At 63.3% G+C, this 21,458-nt stretch carries 10 protein-coding genes and 1 pseudogene; 5 read left to right on the forward strand and 6 right to left on the reverse strand.

Annotated features, from left to right (window positions below; translation table 11 throughout):
- Positions 1–28: 28 nt before the first annotated feature.
- The gene (locus BLU35_RS13870) at positions 29–415 is read right to left on the reverse strand and encodes a glyoxalase/bleomycin resistance/extradiol dioxygenase family protein (protein ID WP_058328024.1); all 387 of its coding nucleotides are present in this window, start codon (positions 413–415) and stop codon (positions 29–31) included.
- Positions 412–1,197: a DeoR/GlpR family DNA-binding transcription regulator gene (locus tag BLU35_RS13875; protein ID WP_093233449.1), complete on the reverse strand. Its 786-nt coding sequence runs from the start codon at positions 1,195–1,197 to the stop codon at positions 412–414. Before BLU35_RS13875 ends, BLU35_RS13870 begins: the two co-directional genes overlap by 4 nt.
- 272 nt (positions 1,198–1,469) lie before the next feature.
- Here BLU35_RS13875 and BLU35_RS13880 point away from each other — a divergent pair, with 272 nt between their 5' ends.
- From BLU35_RS13880 to BLU35_RS13890, 3 genes are all read left to right on the forward strand, one after another.
- On the forward strand, positions 1,470–2,243 hold the full coding sequence (locus tag BLU35_RS13880; RefSeq protein ID WP_057254872.1) for an amino acid ABC transporter substrate-binding protein: 774 nt from the start codon (positions 1,470–1,472) through the stop codon (positions 2,241–2,243).
- Between the two features lie 107 nt (positions 2,244–2,350).
- The gene (locus BLU35_RS13885; protein WP_082616163.1) at positions 2,351–3,031 is read left to right on the forward strand and encodes an amino acid ABC transporter permease; all 681 of its coding nucleotides are present in this window, start codon (positions 2,351–2,353) and stop codon (positions 3,029–3,031) included.
- Positions 3,028–3,789, forward strand: a complete 762-nt coding sequence (locus BLU35_RS13890) for an amino acid ABC transporter ATP-binding protein (protein ID WP_058328026.1) — start codon at positions 3,028–3,030, stop codon at positions 3,787–3,789. Before BLU35_RS13885 ends, BLU35_RS13890 begins: the two co-directional genes overlap by 4 nt.
- 212 nt (positions 3,790–4,001) lie before the next feature.
- Here the strand turns inward: BLU35_RS13890 and pyc are convergent, their stop codons facing one another.
- Together pyc and BLU35_RS13900 are read right to left on the reverse strand one after the other, a co-directional pair.
- A complete protein-coding gene (pyc, locus tag BLU35_RS13895; RefSeq protein ID WP_093233450.1) occupies positions 4,002–7,460 on the reverse strand; it encodes a pyruvate carboxylase in 3,459 nt (1,152 codons plus the stop codon).
- A 118-nt stretch (positions 7,461–7,578) separates the two neighbouring features.
- Complete coding sequence (locus BLU35_RS13900) at positions 7,579–8,319, reverse strand: helix-turn-helix transcriptional regulator (protein ID WP_057254868.1); 741 nt, start codon at positions 8,317–8,319, stop codon at positions 7,579–7,581.
- A 383-nt stretch (positions 8,320–8,702) separates the two neighbouring features.
- On the opposite strand from BLU35_RS13900, the gene BLU35_RS13905 reads away from it, so the two are divergent.
- Positions 8,703–10,460, forward strand: coding sequence for a glucan ABC transporter ATP-binding protein/ permease (locus tag BLU35_RS13905; protein WP_057254867.1), 1,758 nt, complete (start codon positions 8,703–8,705; stop codon positions 10,458–10,460).
- Between the two features lie 160 nt (positions 10,461–10,620).
- Positions 10,621–11,251: pseudogene (locus BLU35_RS13910) on the forward strand (LysE family translocator).
- Positions 11,252–11,275: 24 nt separating this feature from the next.
- Here BLU35_RS13910 and BLU35_RS13915 read toward each other — a convergent pair.
- Complete coding sequence (locus BLU35_RS13915; RefSeq protein WP_057254865.1) at positions 11,276–12,430, reverse strand: OpgC family protein; 1,155 nt, start codon at positions 12,428–12,430, stop codon at positions 11,276–11,278.
- 374 nt (positions 12,431–12,804) lie between these two features.
- Entirely contained in the window at positions 12,805–21,432 is an 8,628-nt protein-coding gene (ndvB, locus tag BLU35_RS13920; RefSeq protein ID WP_093233451.1) for a cyclic beta-(1,2)-glucan synthase, read from the reverse strand.
- Between the last annotated feature and the right edge of the window lie 26 nt (positions 21,433–21,458).

Genomic DNA, 21,458 nt, shown 5'->3' on the forward strand with positions numbered 1-21,458 from the left:
TATTGCCTCTGTGCCGGATCGTGCCGGCTCAAACAGTGATTTCGATCAGATTTCCATCGGGGTCGCGCAGCACCGCCTCGTAGAAGCCGTCGCCGGTCCAGCGCGCCTTCGCGACCAGGATGCCCTCGGCCTCGGCGCGCACAGCAATGGCATCGACCGCCTGTTCGCTGCCGAGCGACAGCGCGACATGGGCAAAGCCTGCGCGCTCGAGCTCGGCCGGATCACCCGGAGCGACCCAGGGACCTTCCATGATCTCGATCGCCGGTCCTTTGCCGAGTGTCAGGAAGCGCGAACGGAAGCCAGGCCGCCGCCGGCTTTCGTAAACGTCGCCGACCTCCGCACCGAAGAACGCCGACCAGAATCCGGCAATCTTATCGAGGTCGTGGGTCCAGAGAGCCACATGGGTTATCGTCATTGTTCCACCCCTCCCGCAATCAGGATGTCTGCACCCGCTGCCTCGAATGCCGCGCGATGCTCAGCAGGCGCGTCTGCCTCGAGAAGCAGCGTCGCCTTGTCGTCGATATCGACGATCCCATGAGCGGCAGCCGTCCCGAGTTTGTCGCTGGTGATGGCAACGACCAGACGGCGGCTGCGCAAGGCGACGAGCCGCTTGAATTCGGCGTCCTCGAAATAGATCGCCGTCAGGCCCGCTTCGGCATCGGCGCCGCAGGTGCCGAGAAAGCAGAGATCGGGCCTGAGCAGTTCGGCGTCGCGCTGCGCCCGCGCGCTGATGGCCGCACCGACCGCACGGTTGAGTGGCCCGCCAAGCAGGATGAGATCGACGCCAGGCTTCTCCATCAGCGCTGCAGCGATCAGCGGCGTATTGGTGACAATCGTGACCTGGAGCTCCGGCTCGATCAATTGCGCGATGGCGAGGTTTGTGGAACCGGCATCGAGGAACACGGTCATGCCCGGCTTGATCAATCCGACCGCCGTGCGGGCAAGTGCTGCCTTGCGCTCCGGCGCCATCGCCGCCCGCTCGCTCAAACTGCTGTGTGCAGCAGGAACGACCGGGAGCGCGCCACCATAGACCCGCTCGCAAAGCCCCGCTGCCGCCATTTCGCGCAGGTCACGGCGGATCGTGTCTTCGGAAACATTGAGCTCGGCAGCAAGATCCGCAGCCAGCACCCGGCCCTTGGCCTTCAGCCGCTCCTGGATCAGCGTCTTTCGTTCACGAAGAAGGAGTTCACCGGACATTTTTACCAATCGTGCATAAACGTGCATGAATCGCCATAAATGTGCATAGCGAATTTTGAAACCGATTTCAAGTCGCGGAGTCAGCCAAATCACCGCGGGCCAGCAATTCGAGCAAACCGTGCCTTTTGCGCGTGGTCGACGCCATTTCGAGGAAAATTCTTCATCAAAACGCTCGGGAATTGGTGTTTTATACGCTCAGATCGCCAATCTTTTGTGCGATTGTCCGCTCAATCCGGACGACGGGCCGGACCACAAAGAAGATGGAAATCACGATGAAGCTCCTCCCCACGCTGTTCGCCGCCGCTCTGATGCAGGTTGCCGCCCTCGCCTCCGCTGAAGCCGGCGAGAATCTCGACGCGGTCAAATCCGCCGGCGTCCTGAAGATCGGCACCGAGGGCACCTATGCGCCCTTCACCTATCACGATGCCTCCGGCGCTCTTGTCGGCTTCGACGTTGAGATCGGCCAGGCCGTCGCCGAGAAGCTCGGCGTCAAGGCCGAATTCCTCGAAGGCAAGTGGGACGGCCTGATCGCCGGCCTCGACGCCAACCGCTACGACACGGTCATCAACCAGGTCGGCATCACCGAAGAGCGCAAGAAGAAGTACGACTTCTCCGAGCCCTACATCGCCTCGAAGGCCGTGCTGATCGTCAAGACCGACAACGAGGAGATCAAGGGCTTCGCCGATCTCAAGGGCAAGAAGTCGGCTCAGTCGCTGACCAGCAACTTCGGCAAGCTCGCAACCGCCTCCGGCGCCGAACTCGTCGGCACCGACGGCTTCGACCAGTCGATCCAGCTCGTGCTCACCGGCCGCGCCGATGCCACGATAAACGACAGCCTCTCCTTCCTCGATTTCAAGAAGAAGAAGCCCGACGCGCCGGTAAAGATCGCGGCCGAACAGGCTGACGCCGACTTCTCCGGCATCATCATCCGCAAGGACGAGCCGGAACTCTTGGAAGCGATCAACAAGGCGCTCGGCGAGATCAAGGCCGACGGTACCTACGACAAGATCTCGCAGAAGTACTTCGGCGCCGACGTCTCGAAGTAACCCCTGTCCCGAGCGCCGGGTCGGTTTCTCCGCCGGCCATTCTCGGTTATGAATCGCGATCCGTTCCGGACACCGGGGCGGATCGCGCTTTTTGAAAGGCCCGCCCCTTGCCCACCTGGCTCCAACTGATGCTGGATTCGCTGCCGTCCCTGCTCTGGGCCGGCCTCACCTTCACCATCCCGCTGACGCTGCTTTCCTTCATTTTCGGCCTGATCCTCGGGCTCGCAACCGCCGTCGCCCGCCTCTTCGGACCGGCGCCGGTCGTCGCGATCGCGCGATTTTACGTCTGGGTGATCCGCGGCACGCCGCTGCTCGTCCAGCTCTTCGTGATCTTCTACGGGCTGCCGAGCGCCGGCATCCTGCTCGACGCCTTCACCGCCGCGCTCATCGGCTTCTCGCTGAACGTCGGCGCCTATACCTCCGAGATCATCCGCGCCGTCATCTCGTCAGTGCCACGCGGACAGTGGGAAGCGGCCTACTCCATCGGCATGAGCTGGAGCCAGGCGATGCGTCGCACCATCCTGCCGCAGGCGACCCGCGTCGCCGTGCCGCCGCTGTCGAACACTTTCATCTCGCTGGTGAAGGACACCTCGCTGGCCGCCGCCATCACCGTGCCGGAGATGTTCCAGACCGCGCAGCGCATCGTCGCCACCACCTACGAGCCGCTGATCCTCTATATCCTGGCGGCGCTGATCTATCTCGCCATGAGCTCCGTGCTCTCGGCCCTGCAAGTGCGGCTGGAGCGGCGCTTTGCCCGCTATGGCGGCTTCCTGGAGGCACGTGCATGATCGAGCTCTCCCACATCGAAAAGCGCTTCGGCGACAATCTCGTGCTGAAGGATATTTCCGTAACACTCGCCGAAGGCACGGTGACGGCGCTTGTCGGCCCATCCGGCGGCGGCAAGAGCACGCTGCTGCGCTGCATCAATCTGCTGGAAATCCCAACGTCCGGCGCAATCCGGCTTGGGGACGAGACGCTCGAATTTTCGCCCGGCCGCAAGGTCGGCTGGGCGGCGATCCAGCGCCTGCGCCGGCAGACCGGAATGGTGTTCCAGAACTTCCAGCTCTTCCCCCACCAGACCGCGCTCGGCAACGTCATGGAAGGCCTCGTCACGGTGCTGAAGTGGCCGGCCGACAGGGCGAAGACGCGCGCGATGGAACTCTTGGAAAAGGTCGGCATGGCGCACAAGGCCGACGCCTGGCCGGCGACCCTTTCCGGCGGCCAGCAACAGCGCGTGGCGATCGCCCGCGCGCTTGCCCCGTCGCCCCGCGTGCTTCTCTGCGACGAGCCGACCTCTGCCCTCGACCCGGAACTGGCGGAGGAAGTGGTCGAAGTCCTGAGCCGGCTTGCCCGTGAAGGCACGACCATGGTCATGGCGACCCATGACCTGCGCCTCGCCTCCCGCGTCGCCGACAAGGTGATCTTCCTCGATGGTGGTGTCATCGTCGAAAGCGGTGCCCCGAAGACGATCTTCTCGGCGCCCGAGCGTGAGCGTACCAAGAAGTTCATCGCCTCGCTGAGCGCCCCGCACGACTACGAAATCTGAGCGGAGGGGACGACGGATCACAGGACGATCCGGCGGGTGTGGGTCGGGCACCCTTTGCGCCAGCCTTGTCTATCTCTACCGTCATCCTCGGGCTTGATGTTCAGTCCGGGGAGCAGGACGGACGACCCCAGCAGGCTAGACGCCCCCTCTACTTCCAGAAAACAAAACGGCCGGATTCGCATCCGGCCGTTTCTGTTTGTTTGAACTTACCCTCAGGCGCCGAAGACCATCAGCAGATCCTTGGCGTCGATCTGGTCGCCGGCGCGCACCAGCACTTCGGCAATCGTGCCGTCCTTCTCCGCATGCAGCGCCGTTTCCATCTTCATCGCCTCGATCGAAAGCAGCACGTCGCCCGCCTTGACCGCCTGTCCTGGCGAGACAAAGACCGTCGAGATGACACCCGGCATCGGCGCGCCGAGATGGGCGGCGTTACCGACCTCGGCCTTGCGACGCACCGCGCTCTGAGCGCTGCGGTTGCGGTCCGGCACTTTGATCAGGCGCGGCTGGCCGTTGAGCTCAAAGAACACCTTGACCATGCCCTTCTCGTCCGGCTCGCTCTTGGCCTGGTGCAGGATCACGAGCGACTTGCCCCGCTCGATCTCCGGCTGCAGCTCCTCGCCCGGCGCAAGCCCGTAGAAATAGGCCGGCGTCGGCAAGACGCTGACCGGGCCATAGGTGTCGGCAGCAACCGCATAGTCGGTGAAGACCTTCGGATACATCAGATAGGAGGCGAACTCGAAGTCGTCGACCTTGCGCTCAAGCTTGTCCTCGATTGCCTTGCGCTCAGCATCGAGGTCGGCCGGCGGCAGCAGCGAGCCCGGAACGGCGGTATAGGCCTTTTCGCCCTTCAGCGCCTTCTTCTGCAGCGCTTCCGGCCAGCCGCCCGGGGGCTGGCCGAGATCGCCCTTGAGCATCGAGACGACCGAATCCGGGAAAGCGATGTCCTTCGCAGGATTTTCGACGTCGGCGACGGTCAGGTCCTGGCTCACCATCATCAGCGCCATGTCGCCGACGACCTTGGACGATGGCGTCACCTTGACGATATCGCCGAACATCTGGTTGGCGTCGGCATAGGCCTGGGCGACGCGGTGCCACTTGGTTTCGAGACCGAGCGAACGCGCCTGTTCCTTAAGGTTTGTGAACTGTCCGCCCGGCATTTCGTGCAGGTAGACTTCGGACGCCGGTCCCTTGAGGTCGCTTTCGAAGGCGGCATACTGGTGGCGCACCGCTTCCCAATAGAAGGAGATGCGACGAATCCACTCGGGATCGAGACCCGGATCGCGGTCCGACCCCCGGAGCGCCTCGACGATCGAGCCGAGGCAGGGCTGCGAGGTATTGCCGGAAAGCGCGTCCATCGCCGCATCGACGACATCGACGCCGGTCTCCACGGCGGCAAGCACAGTCGCGGCCGCAATGCCCGAGGTGTCGTGGGTGTGGAAATGGATCGGCAAGTCGGTCGCCTCACGCAGCGCCTTGAACAACACGCGTGCGGCCGCCGGCTTCAACAGGCCCGCCATGTCCTTGACGGCGATCATGTGCGCGCCGGCCTTTTCGAGGTCGGCGGCAAGGGCTGTGTAGTATTTGAGATCGTATTTCGGCCGGGCCGAATTCAGGATGTCGCCGGTATAGCAGATCGCCGCCTCGCAGATGCGATTCTCCTCGGCAACGGCCTCCATCGACACCCGCATGTTGTCGACCCAATTGAGGCAGTCGAAGACGCGGAACACGTCGATGCCGCCTTTTGCCGCCTGGCGCACGAAGTATTTGACCACGTTGTCGGGGTAGTTTTTGTAGCCGACGCCATTGGCGCCGCGCAGAAGCATCTGCAGCAGCAGGTTCGGGGCATCTTCGCGAATGCGGGCCAGGCGATCCCACGGGTCTTCGGTGAGGAAGCGCATGGACACGTCGAAGGTCGCGCCACCCCAGCATTCGAGCGAGAAGAGCTGGGGAAGCGCGCGGGCATAGGTGCCGGCGACGCGGGCGATATCATGGGTGCGCATGCGGGTCGCAAGCAGCGACTGATGGCCGTCGCGCATCGTCGTATCGGTCAGGAACACTTGGCGTTCGCCACGCACCCACTCGGCGAACTTCTTCGGGCCGAGTTCGTCGAGCTTCTGCTTGGTACCGGATTTGATGTCGCCGTCGATGAACGGGACGACGGGCTTTGCCGCATCCGCCGGCGGCTTCGGGCGGCCCTTCGTCTCCGGGTGGCCATTGACCGTGACGTCGGCGAGATAGGTGAGGAGCTTCGTCGCGCGGTCCAGGCGCTTCACCTGCTGGAACAGTTCCGGAGTCGTGTCGATGAAGCGCGTCGTATAGCTGTTATCCTGGAACTTCGGATGGCTGATGATCGCCTCGAGAAAGGTCAGGTTGGTTGCCACACCGCGGATGCGGAACTCCCGCAGCGCGCGGTCCATGCGGCTGATCGCTTCGAGGGGGTTCGGCGCCCAGGCGGTAACCTTGACGAGCAGTGGGTCGTAGAAGCGGGTAATGACTGCACCCGGATAGGCGGTGCCGCCATCGAGACGGATGCCGAAGCCGGACGCCGAGCGATAACCGGTGATGCGGCCATAGTCCGGAATGAAGTTCTGCTCCGGGTCTTCGGTGGTGATGCGGCACTGCAGCGCGTGACCGTTGAGGCGGATGTCCTCCTGCTTCGGCACGCCCGATTCCGGCGTGCCGATCGCCTCGCCGTCGAGGATGTGGATCTGCGCCTTGACGATGTCGATGCCAGTCACGACTTCCGTGACGGTGTGCTCCACCTGAATGCGCGGGTTGACCTCGATGAAGTAGAACTTGCCGGTGTTGGCATCCATCAGATACTCGACCGTGCCGGCGCCGACATAGCTCGTCGCACGGGCGATCATCAGCGAATAGTCGGCAAGCTCCTGGCGCTGCGCATCCGAGAGGTAGGGCGCCGGCGCGCGCTCGACGACCTTCTGGTTGCGGCGCTGGATCGAGCAGTCGCGCTCGAAGAGATGCACGACATTGCCGTGGGTATCGCCGAGGATCTGGCTTTCGACGTGGCGGGCGCGCTCGACTAGCTTTTCAAGATAAACCTCATCCTTGCCGAAGGCGGCCTTGGCTTCGCGCTTGCCTTCCGTCACCTCGCGGATCAGGTCCTTCGGGTCGCGAATGGCGCGCATGCCGCGTCCGCCGCCGCCCCAGGAGGCCTTGAGCATGACCGGATAGCCGATCTCGGCCGCAAGGCGGTGGATTTCCTTTTCGTCGTCCGGCAGAGGATCGGTGGCCGGAACGACCGGCACGCCGACGGAAATCGCGAGGTTGCGCGCGGCAACCTTGTTGCCGAGCTGGCGCATCGTCGCCGGCCGCGGACCGATGAAGATGATGCCGGCGGCATCACAGGCATCGACGAATTCAGGGCTTTCCGAAAGCAGGCCGTAGCCCGGGTGGATCGCGTCGGCGCCCGAAAGCTTGGCGACGCGGATCACTTCTTCGATCGACAGGTAGCTCTCGATCGGACCGAGGTCGCGGGCAAGGTGCTGCCCGCGGCCGATCTGATAACTTTCGTCCGCCTTGAAGCGGTGCAGCGCCAGTTTGTCCTCTTCAGCCCATATCGCGACCGTTTTCAGACCGAGTTCGTTTGCAGCGCGGAAAACGCGGATGGCAATTTCAGAACGGTTGGCAACAAGGATCTTCGAGATAGGCAAGTCGGTCTCCTCAATGACTTGATATTGCGGGAAATGCTGCACCCGCGAAATAAAGTATTAGCGAGTCACCGAGCAGAGCGCAATTTCAGATGCGACAGGAAACCGAAAGCCTTCGACTCTAGGAGATCAGCCCGAGCCGGAAGGCGATCGCCACGACGTGATGGCGGTTCTTGCCCTTCAATTTCTCCTGGATGCCGTTCATATACCAGTCGACCGTATGGCTCGAGATATCGAGCACCTTGCCTATGTCGTTCGAAGTCATGCCGTCGGCGAGATAGTTGAGCGCTTCCATTTCGCGCCGCGTCATCTGCACCTCGACGCGCGAGCCGAGTTCGGCCGAAACCTCGGGATCGGTCAGCTCCAGAAGCTTCCAGAACAGCCGCTTGGCGATGGCGTCGAAGAGGCTGATCTCGACCGGGCTCAAGTCGACGACGCGACCGCCGACCGTCAGGTTGCCGAGCAGGCCGCGCCGGCCGTGCACCGGAAAGATGTAGCCATCGTAGAGACCGTGGTTTCTGGCCTCGATCATCATGCTTTCCATGCGCTTGCGATGTGGATCGGAGCGGAAGGCAAACAGCGTGTCACGCCAGCGGAAGCCGCGCTGCGCATGGCCGAGATAGCGGATGGTCGGATCGATCACCACGAACTTCTTGCGGATGTAGATCTGCGGCCAGCCTTCCGGCCAGCGGCCGGCGAGCAGCAGCCGCAGCGGATTGTCATGCGGTTTCGGCTGCCGAACGACACCGTAGAAGTCGAAGCCGCAGCGATCGAGCAGGCGCTCGAATTCCGGGACGATTTCCTCGCGTGTCTTCATCTCCTCCAGAAGCGCGAGAAACTGTACGAGCAGCGTAATGTTCATGGATCACCTTCCAGGTAGATGCATATGGTCGCATTTCCGAATCCGGACATAAAGGCACCGTTCAGCGACCATTCATGTTGCACCCGCGATAATCCCTCATACCACGCCCGGTCTTATGCGAAATATGCAAGAAATCGGAGTTGGCACGACAGATAGCAGACTATGAATATTCTCGCCAAGCTCGCATTCGAGCGAAACGGGAAAACGAGTGGCTGTCCATGCGTCCGGCTACGGCTTCCCTTTGCCGCAAAAGACCGTCTCAGCGCGGCCCCGAGTGTATGGGGGCGGAGCCCAAGCCCGCCAACCGTAGCTCGAGGACGCGGGTGCATCCGCCGCAGAAGGACTGCGGCGCGTCAAATCCGGTACCCGGAAGGGGTGAGACAGTGTCATTGTTCCAAGTGTATGCAAGAGCGCTCCAGTATCTTGCGGTTCACAAGTTTCGTGTCTCGGCGATCGTCCTCGCCAACGTCGTTCTGGCAGCCATCTCGATTGCCGAACCGATCCTGTTCGGGCGCATCATCGACGCCATCTCGTCGAAGGGCGAGGTCACGCCGATGCTTTTGATGTGGGCTGGCCTCGGCGTCTTCAACACCGTCGCCTTCGTGCTCGTTGCCCGCGAGGCGGACCGGCTGGCCCATGGCCGCCGCGCCACGCTCCTGACGGAAGCCTTTGGACGGATCGTTTCCATGCCGCTCGCCTGGCATAGCCAGCGCGGCACGTCCAACGCGCTGCACACGCTGTTGCGCGCCTGCGAAACCCTATTCGGTCTCTGGCTCGAATTCATGCGCCAGCACCTGGCTACGGCCGTCGCGCTGATGCTGCTCATTCCGACCGCCTTTGCCATGGACGTGCGCCTCTCGCTCGTCCTTCTCGTGCTCGGCGCGGCCTATGTCATGATCAGCAAGGCGGTGATGAGCCGCACCAAGGAAGGTCAGGCCTCGGTCGAGAACCACTATCATACGGTTTTCTCCCACGTTTCCGACGCCATCAGCAACGTCTCGGTCGTGCACAGCTACAACCGCATCGAGGCTGAAACCCGCGAGCTGAAGAAGTTCACCGAGCGGCTGATCTCCGCCCAGTTCCCGGTGCTCGACTGGTGGGCACTGGCGAGCGCGCTGAACCGCGTCGCCTCCACCATTTCGATGATGGCGATCCTCGTCATCGGCACCGTGCTGGTGCAGCGCGGCGAGCTCGGCGTCGGCGAAGTCATCGCCTTCATCGGTTTTGCCAACCTGCTGATCGGCCGTCTCGACCAGATGAAGGCCTTCGTGACGCAGATTTTCGAAGCCCGCGCCAAGCTCGAAGACTTCTTCCAGCTCGAGGACGCCGTGCGCGAACGTGACGAGCCGGCAGGCGCGACTGAACTGCCGCCAGCTGTCGGCGAAGTCGAGTTCCGCAACGTCTCCTTCGATTTTGCCAACACGAACCAGGGCGTGCACAACGTCTCGTTCACGGCCAAGGCCGGCCAGACGATCGCGATCGTCGGCCCGACGGGTGCCGGCAAGACGACGCTCGTCAACCTGCTGCAGCGTGTTCACGATCCGCGTGACGGCCAGATCCTGATCGATGGCAACGATATCTCGAAGGTAACGCGCAAGTCGCTGCGCCGCTCGATCGCCACCGTCTTCCAGGATGCGGGCCTGATGAACCGTTCGATCTCGGACAACATCCGCCTCGGCCGTGACGATGCGACGATCGAGGAAGTCATGGCTGCCGCCGAAGCGGCCGCCGCCTGCGACTTCATCGAGGGCCGGACGGGCGGCTACGACACGGTGGTCGGCGAACGCGGCAACCGTCTGTCGGGCGGCGAACGCCAGCGTGTGGCCATCGCCCGCGCCATCCTCAAGAATGCGCCGATCCTGGTGCTCGACGAGGCGACCAGCGCGCTCGACGTCGAAACCGAGGCCCGCGTGAAGGATGCGATCGATGCCCTGCGCAAGAACCGCACGACCTTCATCATCGCACACCGCCTGTCGACGGTGCGCGAGGCCGACCTGGTGATCTTCATGGATCAGGGCCGTGTCGTCGAAATGGGCGGTTTCAACGAGCTCAGCCAGAGCAATGGCCGCTTCGCAGCCCTCTTGCGCGCCAGCGGCATCCTGACGGACGAAGACGTCCGCATGAGCCACACGGCGGCATAAGACACGCGCTTGAAGTCAAGCGAACGAACCGAACCACCCGCGGTCAAACGCGGGTGGTTTTTTGCTTTTCGGCTTTCTGACAACGTCGCGTCGACCAGCCTTGCCATTCTCGAGATTGTTGGTAGACGGGAATTCCGGCCCCAATTCCAAAGGAGTCATCATGCCGGACATCTCCACAATCGCAGTTTTCGCCACAGCAAGCCTCGTGCTCACCGCCACGCCCGGCCCTGACATGCTGCTCATCGCTTCTCGGAGCGTGAGCCAGGGGCGCGCAGCCGGGTTCCTCACCTATGCCGGGATCGCAGTCGGCACCTATTGCCACGCGCTGGCCGCAGCACTCGGTCTTTCCCAGCTCTTCGTCACCTTGCCGGTTGCCTATGAGATCGTGCGCTGGGCGGGCTGCGCCTATCTGCTGTACCTCGCCTACAAGACAGTCCGCTCGAACGCATCGAGCGCGTCACCGGTTTCGACGCTCAAGCGACTTTCGAACTGGCGGATCTTCGGCGAGGGGCTGATGACGAACCTGCTCAATCCGAAGATGGCGCTCTTCGTACTGGCGCTGCTCCCACAGTTCGTAACCCAAAGAGCGGGTCGATGGTCACGCAGATGCTTCTGCTGGCGACCGTGTTGAACGGGTCGGCTTCCTCGTGAACGGCTCGGTCATCCTGGTCGGCAGCCATCTGCGCGCGCGGCTCGCTGGCATCAGGCGTTTCCCGAAGCTGCCGCAGTATCTTCTCGCCGGCGTATTCACGGGGCTCGCCTGCCGCCTTGCCCTTGGTTCCAGAAATTAGTCGCCCAGCAGGGGCGGCGTTCTCTTACGCCGCCCGCAGCGGCTTTGCAGTAGCAATGCCGCGCAACCATTCGAGATAATAGGCATAGGCGAAATGCAGCCCGATGCCGACGAGCACGAAGAGGCTGCCGAAGATCGGGTTTCTCCCGGTGACGAACAGCAGCACCTGGCCGGACATCGCCAGGATCGTGCCGAAGATGAAGATCGGCAGCGAGTGTCGCCCGACAACCGCGAGCGGATGATCGCTGTCGAGTTTGGCGAGGTTGCTGATGCGAGGCGTCACGGCGACGATGTAGGCAAGCGCCAGCACATGGAGCAGCCGGGGGCCCGACAGGAAGGTCTTGTCAAAGCCGGTCAAGACCGCTGGAAGACCGAAGGAAAGGTCGATGCTCCAGAAGGAGAAGAGTACCCAGACAGCGGAGACCGCAAGATAAGCGCCCGACAGGACGATCAGCCAGGGCCATCGGGGGAGTGATCCACCATTGCGAACGAAGGTCATCATGACGATGCCGATGACGAACAGGAACTGCCAGGACCAGGGATTGAGGAACCAATAGCCCTCGTCGAGGAAATTCGACGGCACGAACTTGAAGATGCCTGCTGCGAGCCACAGGGCGGCCGACAGCGACAGCAGCAGTTTCTTGCTGACGCCGTTCAGCCAGAGAATACCCGGCAGCATCAGGAACAGCGCCGCATACATCGACAGGATGTTGTTGTAGCCGAGCTGATACCCCAGAAGCACCATGGCGACGATGCCCTGTTCCGTCTGTTCCACCATCGGCCGAATGTTGATCTCGCCGATCAGATCCTGCCGGCCGAAATAGATCGCCCCGGCCGCAAAAATCGCCAGCGTCACGATGCTGGTCATGATGTGGGCGACATAAAGCGCCAGCGCCCGGCGCCAGATTTTCAGCGTCATCGCCAGCCGTTCTCCGGCGGCGAACTTGCCGCCATAGGCGATCCCGACCGACAGGCCGGAGATCAGCACGAAGGCTTCGGCGGAATCGGAAAAGCCGAAGTTCTTGTGCGTCAGATATTCGAGGTACTGTCCCGGAACGTGGTTGACGAAGATCGTCAGCAGGCACAACGCCCTGAACACGTCGAGGCGTGTGTCACGCTCGTTGGGAACCATTCGGGCGGACGTCGGGTTGACACCACCCTGAAAAGTCTTTTGCAGCATGCGGTCCGTTTTCCAGGATTTGGCGCCCCTGCCCCATCCCTGTTGAAACGGGCACCGACAGCCCGCGCCGTCATTCAAACGCGCGAGATGCCCGGCACCATGAACTAGCTGGGATGAGGAACATGTTGCAGTTCTCCGCCCCATCCCGCTCCGATGATCTAGAGCATCCCGCTTTCAAGTGAAGTCACTGGAAGCGGATAAGATGCTCTGGCTTCAAAGTGTTAGAGCGCCCTTTGTGCGTTCGTCTGAACGCCTGGCGCTCCAAGACACGACACCCGGCCGTCGGGGTCATGCCGCCCGCATTTCCGCAAAGAAAAACCGGCCTTGCCCTTGCGGGAACAAAGCCGGTCTCATCCTGTCTTCAATGCCGGCCGTTACAGCAAAATGCCTTCATGCGCGTTTTTTGTGACACTATTGTTTATGCTGACAATCGGCTCGCCACTTTTCTGGTCGCGCTGCACCGAAATCTTGTGCCGCGCGCCGTTGAGCGTCACTTCTGCGGAGTAGCCGTCCCAGGCCGCCGGCAGCACCGGCCGAATGACCAGCTTGTCGCCCTGTCTGCGGATCCCGAGAATACCTTCGACGCCGACGCGGTAGAGCCAGCCAGCCGAACCGGTGTACCAGGTCCAGCCGCCGCGTCCCGCCAGATCGCCTTCGCCATAGATATCGGCGGCGACGACATAGGGCTCGACGCGGTAGTGTTCCGCCGCCTCGCGGCTCTGCGCATGCGAGACCGGGTTCAGCATCTGGAAGACGCGCCAGGCTTCTTCCGCCCTGCCCTGTTCGGCGAAGGCAAGCGCCACCCAGGTGGCCGCATGGGTATATTGCCCGCCATTTTCGCGCACGCCGGGCGGATAGGCCTTGATGTAGCCTGGATCCTGCGACGTCCGCTCGAGCGGCGGCGTGAACAGCCGCACGATGTGCTGGTCCGGATCGACCAGTTCGGCCATGACCGCATCCATCGCCTTGAGCGAACGCTGCTCGTCGCCTTCGCCTGAGAGGACGCTCCAGGACTGGCCGATCGAATCGATCCGGCACTCGAGCGCCTCGCTGGTGCCGAGCGGCGTGCCGTCGTCGTAATAGCCGCGACGATAGTAGTCGCCGTCCCAGCCGGCGGTGTCGAGCGCCTTCTTCAGGGCTTCGAGATGCGCCTCCCAACGGGTGACGCGTGCCTGGTCCTTACGCTCGCGAGCGTAAGGCAGGAAGCCGCGGAGCGTGCCTGCGAGGAACCATCCAAGCCAGGTGCTGGTGCCCTTTCCGGCAGCACCGACACGGTTCATGCCATCGTTCCAGTCACCGCCGAGGATCAACGGCAGGCCGTTCTCGCCGGTCCGCTTGATCGCGAGGTCGAGCGCACGGGCGCAATGCTCGTAGACGTCGCCGACCTCCTCGGAAATCTCAGGCTTGTAGAAGGCGTCGTGCTGGCCCTCTTCGAGAGCCGGACCGCTGATGAAGGCGATCTGTTCTCTCAGGATGTCGGAGGTACCGGTCACCGAGCAGTAATGCGTAACGGCATGGGCGAGCCAGACGACGTCGTCGGATATCATCGTGCGCACGCCGGCGCCGGTTCCCGGCAGCCACCAGTGCTGCACGTCGCCCTCGACGAACTGACGAGCCGCAGCATTCAGGATCTGCGCCCGGGCAAGCTCCGGCCTGTGGATCAGGAAAGCCAGCGTGTCCTGCAGTTGGTCGCGGAAGCCGAAGGCACCGCTCGCCTGGTAGAAGGCGGAGCGCGCCATGATGCGGCAACCGAGGCTCTGGTAGGGCAGCCAGTTGTTGATCATGGCGTCGAAGGCCGGATCCGGCGTTTCCACCTTCACGATATCGGTGAAATCGCGCCAGAACGTCTTGGCCGCCCCGAGCACCGTGTCGAATGCAGTCTCACGCAACTCACCGAGTACGGCACGAAGCTGATCCTCATTGTCGGCATCGCCGAGAATGAAGGTGACCTGCTGCTCGGCACCGGGTTCGATGGTCAGATCGGACGCAATGACCGCGCAAGGGTCGCCGTCTACGTCGACCGAACCCGAGAGATCGGCACCCGAAAGCACCGCCTGCGGCACGAGGATGCCGCCGAGCGAGCCCAAGAACTCCCGCCGGCTCGCGGTGTAACCGGCAGCCTGGCCGCCATCAGCGGTGAAGAACGCCGAACGACCGGCATAGTCGATGCTGTAGGGGTTGGTCGCGACCAGCGCTGCTGTCTCCTCATCCCATTTCGAGAGAATGAAGGGCGCCGAGCGGGCGCGATTGTTGCCGAGTACCCATTCGTTGTAGCCGTAGAGCCTCAACCGTCGCGCTGTCGTCGCACGGTTGCGGATCGAGACGCGGACGAGCTTTGCCGGCAGGCTCCGGTGAACCGTATGGGTCGCCTCGATCTCGAGGTCGTCCTGGGTGCTGCGGAAGCGCGAATAGCCGAGCCCATGCGCCGTTTCGAAGACGACGGAGCGGCGACGCGAGAGCGACGCATAGGGCGTCGATACCGAACCACTCTCCATGTCGCGGATGAAGATCGCCTCGCCCGGACGGTTGATGACCGTGTCGTTCGTCCACGGCGTCAACTGGTAGTCGCGCGAATTGCGGCTCCAGGAGAAGGCCGCGCCTTCCGCCGAAACGTGGAAGCCGAACTGCTCGTTGGAGATGACGTTGATCCAGGGCTGCGGCGTCGCTTCGCCGCCACGAAGACGCACGACATACTCGCGACCGCCTTCGGCAAAACCACCGAAGCCGTTCCAGAAGGAAAGGCCATCGCCCTTGATTTCGGCCGGGGCAACGTCTGCCTTCTCCTGCGGCGCCGCCAAAAGCGGTCCCACGAACTCGCCGCTCTTCTCGACACCTTTCACCGGTGCCGGCGAATAGAGCGAGTTGGCGCGGGCGATCTGGTCGGAGATCGTGCCGTTGCGGGCATGGAACACGGCGCGCGAGGCCGACAGCAGGGTCGACCAGGTCTCCGGTTCCATCAGGTCGCGGCGCACCGAGAAGATATGCTGGCGCGGGCCGTCCGAAAGGCCGCGAAGCCTCAGGTTCTCGCACATGGAATCCAGCGCATGCTGCATATCCTGCGCATAGGACGAGGCCCGCTCGTTGATGATGACGAGGTCGGCGGTGATGCCGCGGGCGCGCATATATTCCTGGGCGCGCAGCGCTTCACGTGCGATGCCGAGATCGCCGTCGTCGTTGATGCGGAGGCAGAAGATCGGGTAGTCGCCCGAGATCGCCAGCGGCCAGAGCTTCGATTGGGAGTCGAGGCCTGCCTGCACCGTCGCCGTGTCGGCACGCAGATGCATGTCCGGATAGACGAGGTAGCGGCCGAGCATCTGGAAGCTCGCGGCCTCCTGCGATGTCACGCCGACATGGCGCATCTGCACCTGGCTGCGGGTCCAGGCGTGGATGAGTTCCTGGTTGAAGGTCTCCGGATGGCGATAGCGGTCGATCGCGCGATCGACCTCCTCGCGGCTCGGCGCAGCGATTGTCCAGAAGACGACGCTGACCTTCTTGCCGGCGGGCACGCGAACGACGCGGCGCAGCGACATGATCGGATCGAGCGTAAAGCCGTCCGTGCCCGAAAGCACTGCGTCCGTGTCGAACGCGGCAGCTTCGGCAAGCGTCCGGCCCGGGCCGATGAAGCGGCGACGGTCGGTCTCCGCTTCCGTATGGCGATCGCTGCCGGCATTGTCGGTGACGAGATGCGCCACTTCCATGTCCGGGTCGCTGGAGCTGCGCTTGTTGCGGCTGACGCGAATGACGTCGCCGCGGCGGCTGATTTCCGTGCGCACGAACATCTTCGAAAAGGCCGGGTGCGCGCTGTCGGCCTCGTCGATCGAAAGCACCGGCTCGGCATAGGAGGTCACTTCGATGAAGCGATCCTGGGTGCCGGTGTTGAGCAGGATGACCCGGCGCCCTTCGGCGTCGTGTTCGGTGGCGACGATGCACTCGACCTCGCTGGTGAGGTCGCCGACGGTCTTGACGAATTCGGCCTTGTCGTCGCCGAAGCGGGTCAGCACCTTCTCGCCGGCCGCACGGCGCGGCTCCGATGTCGCGGACCACCAATCGCCGGTCGTCGTGTCGCGCAGGAAGATGAAGGTGCCGGTGCGGTCCTCGACCGGATCCGGCTTCCAGCGGGTGACGGACTGGCCGTTCCAGCGGGCATAGCCGGCGCCGTTGGCCGTCAGCATGACTGAGTAATGGCCGTTGGAGAGAAACACGGTCTCCCGGTCCTGTGCCAGCGGGTTCTCGATGATGCGGACTTCCGGACGCAGGAGATCGTCCTGACCCTTGCCGACCGATTCCGGCTCGCGCTTGGCATTCATGATCGGGATGTCGCGCGGCGCCTTTTCCTGCAGCAGCAGTTCGGCGGCCTCGATCACCGGATCGGCGTGGAACCACTCGCGCAGACGGCCATTGAAGACGACATTGGCGACAGCCGCGATCGACATGCCATGGTGGTGCGCATAGTAGTTGCGCACGACCGCACACTTCTGGCCCTCGGGCACACGCGTCGGCGTGAAGTCGACGGCATCATGGAAGCCGTAGACACCGAGTGCGCCGACCTCGCGCAGACGTCCGAGGTTGGCGAGCGCCGATTTCGGATCGTACATGCAGGCGAGGATCGAGGCGTAGGGCGCGATGACCGCGTTCTGGCCGAGGCCGCGCTTGAGCCCGAGCGTCGGCACGCCGAAGTTGGTGTACTGGTAGGTGAGCTCGTGGTCGCGCGCGTTGAACGCGGCTTCCGAAATGCCCCAGGGCGTGCCCAGACGGCGGCCGTGGTTGATCTGCTCCTTCACAATCAGATTGTTGGTCTGGTTGAGGATACCGCCCTGCCGCTCCTGCATCACCAGCGGCGGCATGAGATATTCGAACATCGAGCCCGACCAGGAGATCAGCGCGCCGCGCGCGCCGATCGGCACGATCGGACGGCCGAGCTTGTACCAGTGCTCCGTCGGCAAGTCGCCCTTGGCGATGGCAAACAGGCTGGTGAGACGTGCTTCCGAAGCGAGAAGGTCGTAGCAGGCCTCGTCGAGCTCGTTGGCGTTGACCCGGAAGCCGATCGACAGCAGGCGTCGCTCCGGCCGGAACAGGAAGCCGAAATCCATCGAGAAGGCGATGTCGCGGGCGCGATCCTTCAGCACCAGCAGGCGCTGGCGCAACGATTCGATCGCACCGAGATCGAAGACACCGTCGGAAATATGGGCTTCGCAGGTGCTGACGAGCGCATTTGCCCACTTCGTCACTTCGGTGCTCTGCGGCGTGCGCACCTCGTGGTCGAGGTTGACGGTGAGCTTGTGCATGTCGCGCGCCAGCACCGCGAGGTTGATCACCCGGATCGACGCGAACTCGCGCTCGCGCTTGACCGCGGCAAGCGCGTTCTGGAAGCCGACGATGCGTTCCTCGATCAGGCGACGCAGCGGCCGGACCGTCTTGCGGTCGTCGGGCAGATCGCGCAACACCTCCTGGAGGATCGCCACCACGTCGCCGATGCCGTCCAGGCTGCCCTGGACATGCGCCGACGGCGCCTCGGCCCAGTCGCGGCACATCGACGATACGGCAATCAGGTGACCGGCAAGGTTGCCGCTGTCGACCGACGAGATGTAGCGCGGCTCCATGGTGTCGAGCGTGTTCGTCCGATACCAGTTGAACAGGTGGCCGCGATACTTCGGCAGGCGGTCGATGGTGGCGATCGTCTGCTCCAGCCGGTTGATCGTCTCCTCGAAGCCGATCCAGCCGAAATCGCGTGCCGACATCACCGACAGCAGGTAGACGCCGATATTCGTCGGCGAGGTGCGCTCGGCCAGGACCGGCTGCGGCGTTTCCTGGAAGTTGTCCGGCGGCAGGAAGTGCTGCTCGGCGGTCACGAAGGTCTCGAAATAGCGCCAGGTGCGCCGGGCAATCAGGCGCATCTCGTCGATCGCTTCATCGGAGACGACGAGCTGGTCCTCGGTTTCGGCCGACTGGCTGACGAACCAGGCGACCGCAGGCGAAAGCGCCCAGAGCAACGCGAAGGGAATGCCGATGAACGGCAGGCCGGTGTCGGAGATCGCGGCAAGCGCCAGCGAAAGCGCCGAAAGCGCCGGCGCGATCCACATCGCGCGGTAGTAATCGCCAATCGTGCCGTGGCCGGCACTCTGCACCTGCGCGGCCGTGCGCCATTCGAGCATCAGCTTGCGGCTGACGAAGGTGCGGTAGAGCGAGCGCGCGATCGCGTCGCCCATCATCGCCGCATTGTGGGCGATGAAGACGATGCGGAGCGCCACTTGTGCATTGGCAGCGCGGACTTCCGTCAGCACCGCGTGAAGGTGGGCGCGGGCGACGATGTCGTTGCGGCGCGGCAGGAGGCCGTTGATCAGCGACAGGGTCGGGGCCACGAACAAGCTGAAGATCAGGACAATCTGCCAGATCAGCGCCTCGGTGGGCTCCATGTAGTACCAGCCCATCACCGAGGCGACGAGCCAGGCAAGCGGGATCAGCGAGCGACGCAGGTTGTCGTACATCTTCCAGCGCCCGAGCATCGACAGCCCGTTCGAGAAATTGAAGATGTAGGGCAGCAGCTGCCAGTCGCCACGCGCCCAGCGATGCTGGCGCGACATCTCGACCTCGTAGCGGGTCGGGAAGTCCTCGACGAGCTCGACGTCGGTTACCAGCGCGCAACGCACATAGGAACCTTCGAGCAGATCGTGGCTGAGAACGGCATTTTCCTGGATCCGGCCCTTCAGCGCCGCCTCGAAGGCGTCGACATGGTAGAGGCCCTTGCCGGTGAAGCTGCCTTCGCCGGCGATGTCCTGGTAGACGTCGGAAACGGTGAAGACATAGGGGTCGATGCCGCGGTTGGCCGAGAAGATACGCTGGAAGGCGGAAGCTTCGCTGCCCGTTGTCAGCGACGGCGTCACGCGGGGCTGCAGCAGGCTGTAGCCGGCGATCACGTCCTGTGTCTTAGGGTCGACCACCGGACGGTTGATCGGATGGTAGATCTTGCCGACGAGCTTCGTCACCGCATCGCGCATCAGGCGCGTGTCGGAATCGAGCGTCATCACGTACTGCACGTTGTCCGGCACCGTGTTGGCGCCCTGCAGGAACGAGGTGTCGCGGTCGCCGCGAAGCAGCATGTTCAGTTCGTGCAGCTTGCCGCGCTTGCGCTCCCAACCCATCCACACGCCTTCCTGCTCGTTGAACAGGCGGCGGCGATGCAGGAGATGGAAGCGCGTCTTGCCATCATAGGCGTAGCGCGCCGAAAGCTGAGCGATCTCGCGCTTGGCGTAGTCGAGCACATCGGAATCGGTGCTCGACTCCTCAACCTTGCTATCGGCCCAGTCGCTGAGCAGCGCGAAATAAATCTCGCCGCGCGGGTTGGCGAGGTAGTGCACTTCGAGATTGCGCACGAGTTCGTCGACATGGTCGCGCTTGGCAATCAGGCAAGGTACGACGACGAGGGTGCGGGCATGCTCGGGAATTCCGTCGAGGAATTCATAGCCGACAAGTCGCGATGGTCTGACGAACAGCGTCACCAGCGTGTTGAACAGGCCCATCGCGCCTTCGGACGCCGGCAGCGCGAACAGAAGCAGCATGATCAGCTTCGCGCCGTTCGGAATATCCATCGGACTGACGAAGGAATAGACGGCGATCATCGCCAGGATCGTCAAGAGGATGTTCGGGCCGGCGATCGCGAACCAGTCGAGCTTGCGGCTGATACGGATGATGGTCTGCAGCAGCGACGGTCGATAGCCGATCTTCTTCTCGAGCACCTTGCGCTGCTTGCCGACGAGGAAGGATCCGACGTTCGGCTCCTGCAGCGGCACTTCGGTCTCGGCCGCAGTCTCCGCCTCGCGCACCATCTCGATGGCGATCTGCGTCACCTCGTATTCGCTGTGACCGGAACGACGCGCGAGCTTCTCGATCGTGTCGCGATACTTGTTGCGCGAGCCGAAATCGAGCGCCGCATAGTCGGAGCCCTCGCGTAGCGCCGCGTCGATCTTGCTGACGCTTTCGAACCAGACAGCCCAGTCGGTATCGTCGATTTCGCGCAGGCTGCGGATGATGTTGCTCATCGTCGCATTGCCGGACGACAGGCGGTTCTGTTCGGCGACCAGCGCGTTTTCGACGTCGCTGCCGCGCCTCTCAAGCTGTTCCTCGATCCAGCCGATGACGGCACCGGAGGTCTGCGAGCCGTCACGCGTGCGGTAGAGCAGTTGCGCGACGAAGGTGTTGTCGGCAGCCAGCGCTTCCGATTCCGCAAGCAGCGCCCGATATTTCTCCGGATCGTTCAGGCGGATGATCTGGTCGGCAATGTCGTTCGCCTTTCGGCGCATGCCGCGCGAGCGCTCGACGCGGATGGCGATCCGGCGGAGGTTCTCGATCAGCACGAAGCGCAGGATCGACGGCAGCGCCCAGAGTTCGCCGATCTTGAAGGTGTCGTGCTTCTGGAAGCCTTCGACCATCGCCGTGATGCTATCGCGCGTCACCGTGCTGTGGGTGTGGGCGACATAGAGCCAGGCGAGCGCCATGGTGCGCGGGATCACCGTACCGGAAACCGAAAGCGTCGGCAGCTGGCGATAGAACCGACGCGGGAAATCGCGCCGGACCTCCTGGATCGCCTCTTCGACGACGTGGTGGTTGTCGAGCAGCCATTCGGCGGCCGGCGTGATCGTCGCCCCGGCTTCCACGTCCGCAGCGGTCGCGCGGTAGACGCGCAGGATCTCGCTCTCGTTTTCGCGATGCCGCGGCCGGAACTCGAACGGGAAGAATCCCGGCAGCGAGGAGGCACCCTTCACTGCGAGATCCTCGCCGCATTGCCGGAGGTCCTCCATCGAGAAGAAGGTGGCGCGGATCGAATCGTTGTAATCGATCTGCTTTGCTTCCGGTTCGCGCGGAGAGGTGGGCGGCGTTGTTTGAAGCTGCATGGGTACGGGTTCTGAATCCAACCGGGGTTGATCGGCCCGGTCCTCTTGGGGTTGCCGGGTTGGCTGCGGACCTGAGAAGTCAGGCTGAGCCGGCGCATTGCTAGACACGGTCATGTGTCCTCCCATCCACCGTCAAATTC

The sequence above is a fragment of the Sinorhizobium sp. NFACC03 genome, from assembly GCF_900103435.1.
GTDB lineage: Bacteria > Pseudomonadota > Alphaproteobacteria > Rhizobiales > Rhizobiaceae > Ensifer.

Coding starts and splice junctions, on each gene's coding strand:
- BLU35_RS13900 (WP_057254868.1), bottom strand. CDS start 8,319: ATGAACATTACGCTGCTCGTACAGTTTCTCGCGCTTCTGGAGGAGATG.
- BLU35_RS13875 (WP_093233449.1), bottom strand. CDS start 1,197: ATGTCCGGTGAACTCCTTCTTCGTGAACGAAAGACGCTGATCCAGGAG.
- BLU35_RS13915 (WP_057254865.1), bottom strand. CDS start 12,430: ATGCTGCAAAAGACTTTTCAGGGTGGTGTCAACCCGACGTCCGCCCGA.
- BLU35_RS13880 (WP_057254872.1), top strand. CDS start 1,470: ATGAAGCTCCTCCCCACGCTGTTCGCCGCCGCTCTGATGCAGGTTGCC.
- BLU35_RS13890 (WP_058328026.1), top strand. CDS start 3,028: ATGATCGAGCTCTCCCACATCGAAAAGCGCTTCGGCGACAATCTCGTG.
- ndvB (WP_093233451.1), bottom strand. CDS start 21,432: ATGACCGTGTCTAGCAATGCGCCGGCTCAGCCTGACTTCTCAGGTCCG.
- BLU35_RS13870 (WP_058328024.1), bottom strand. CDS start 415: ATGACGATAACCCATGTGGCTCTCTGGACCCACGACCTCGATAAGATT.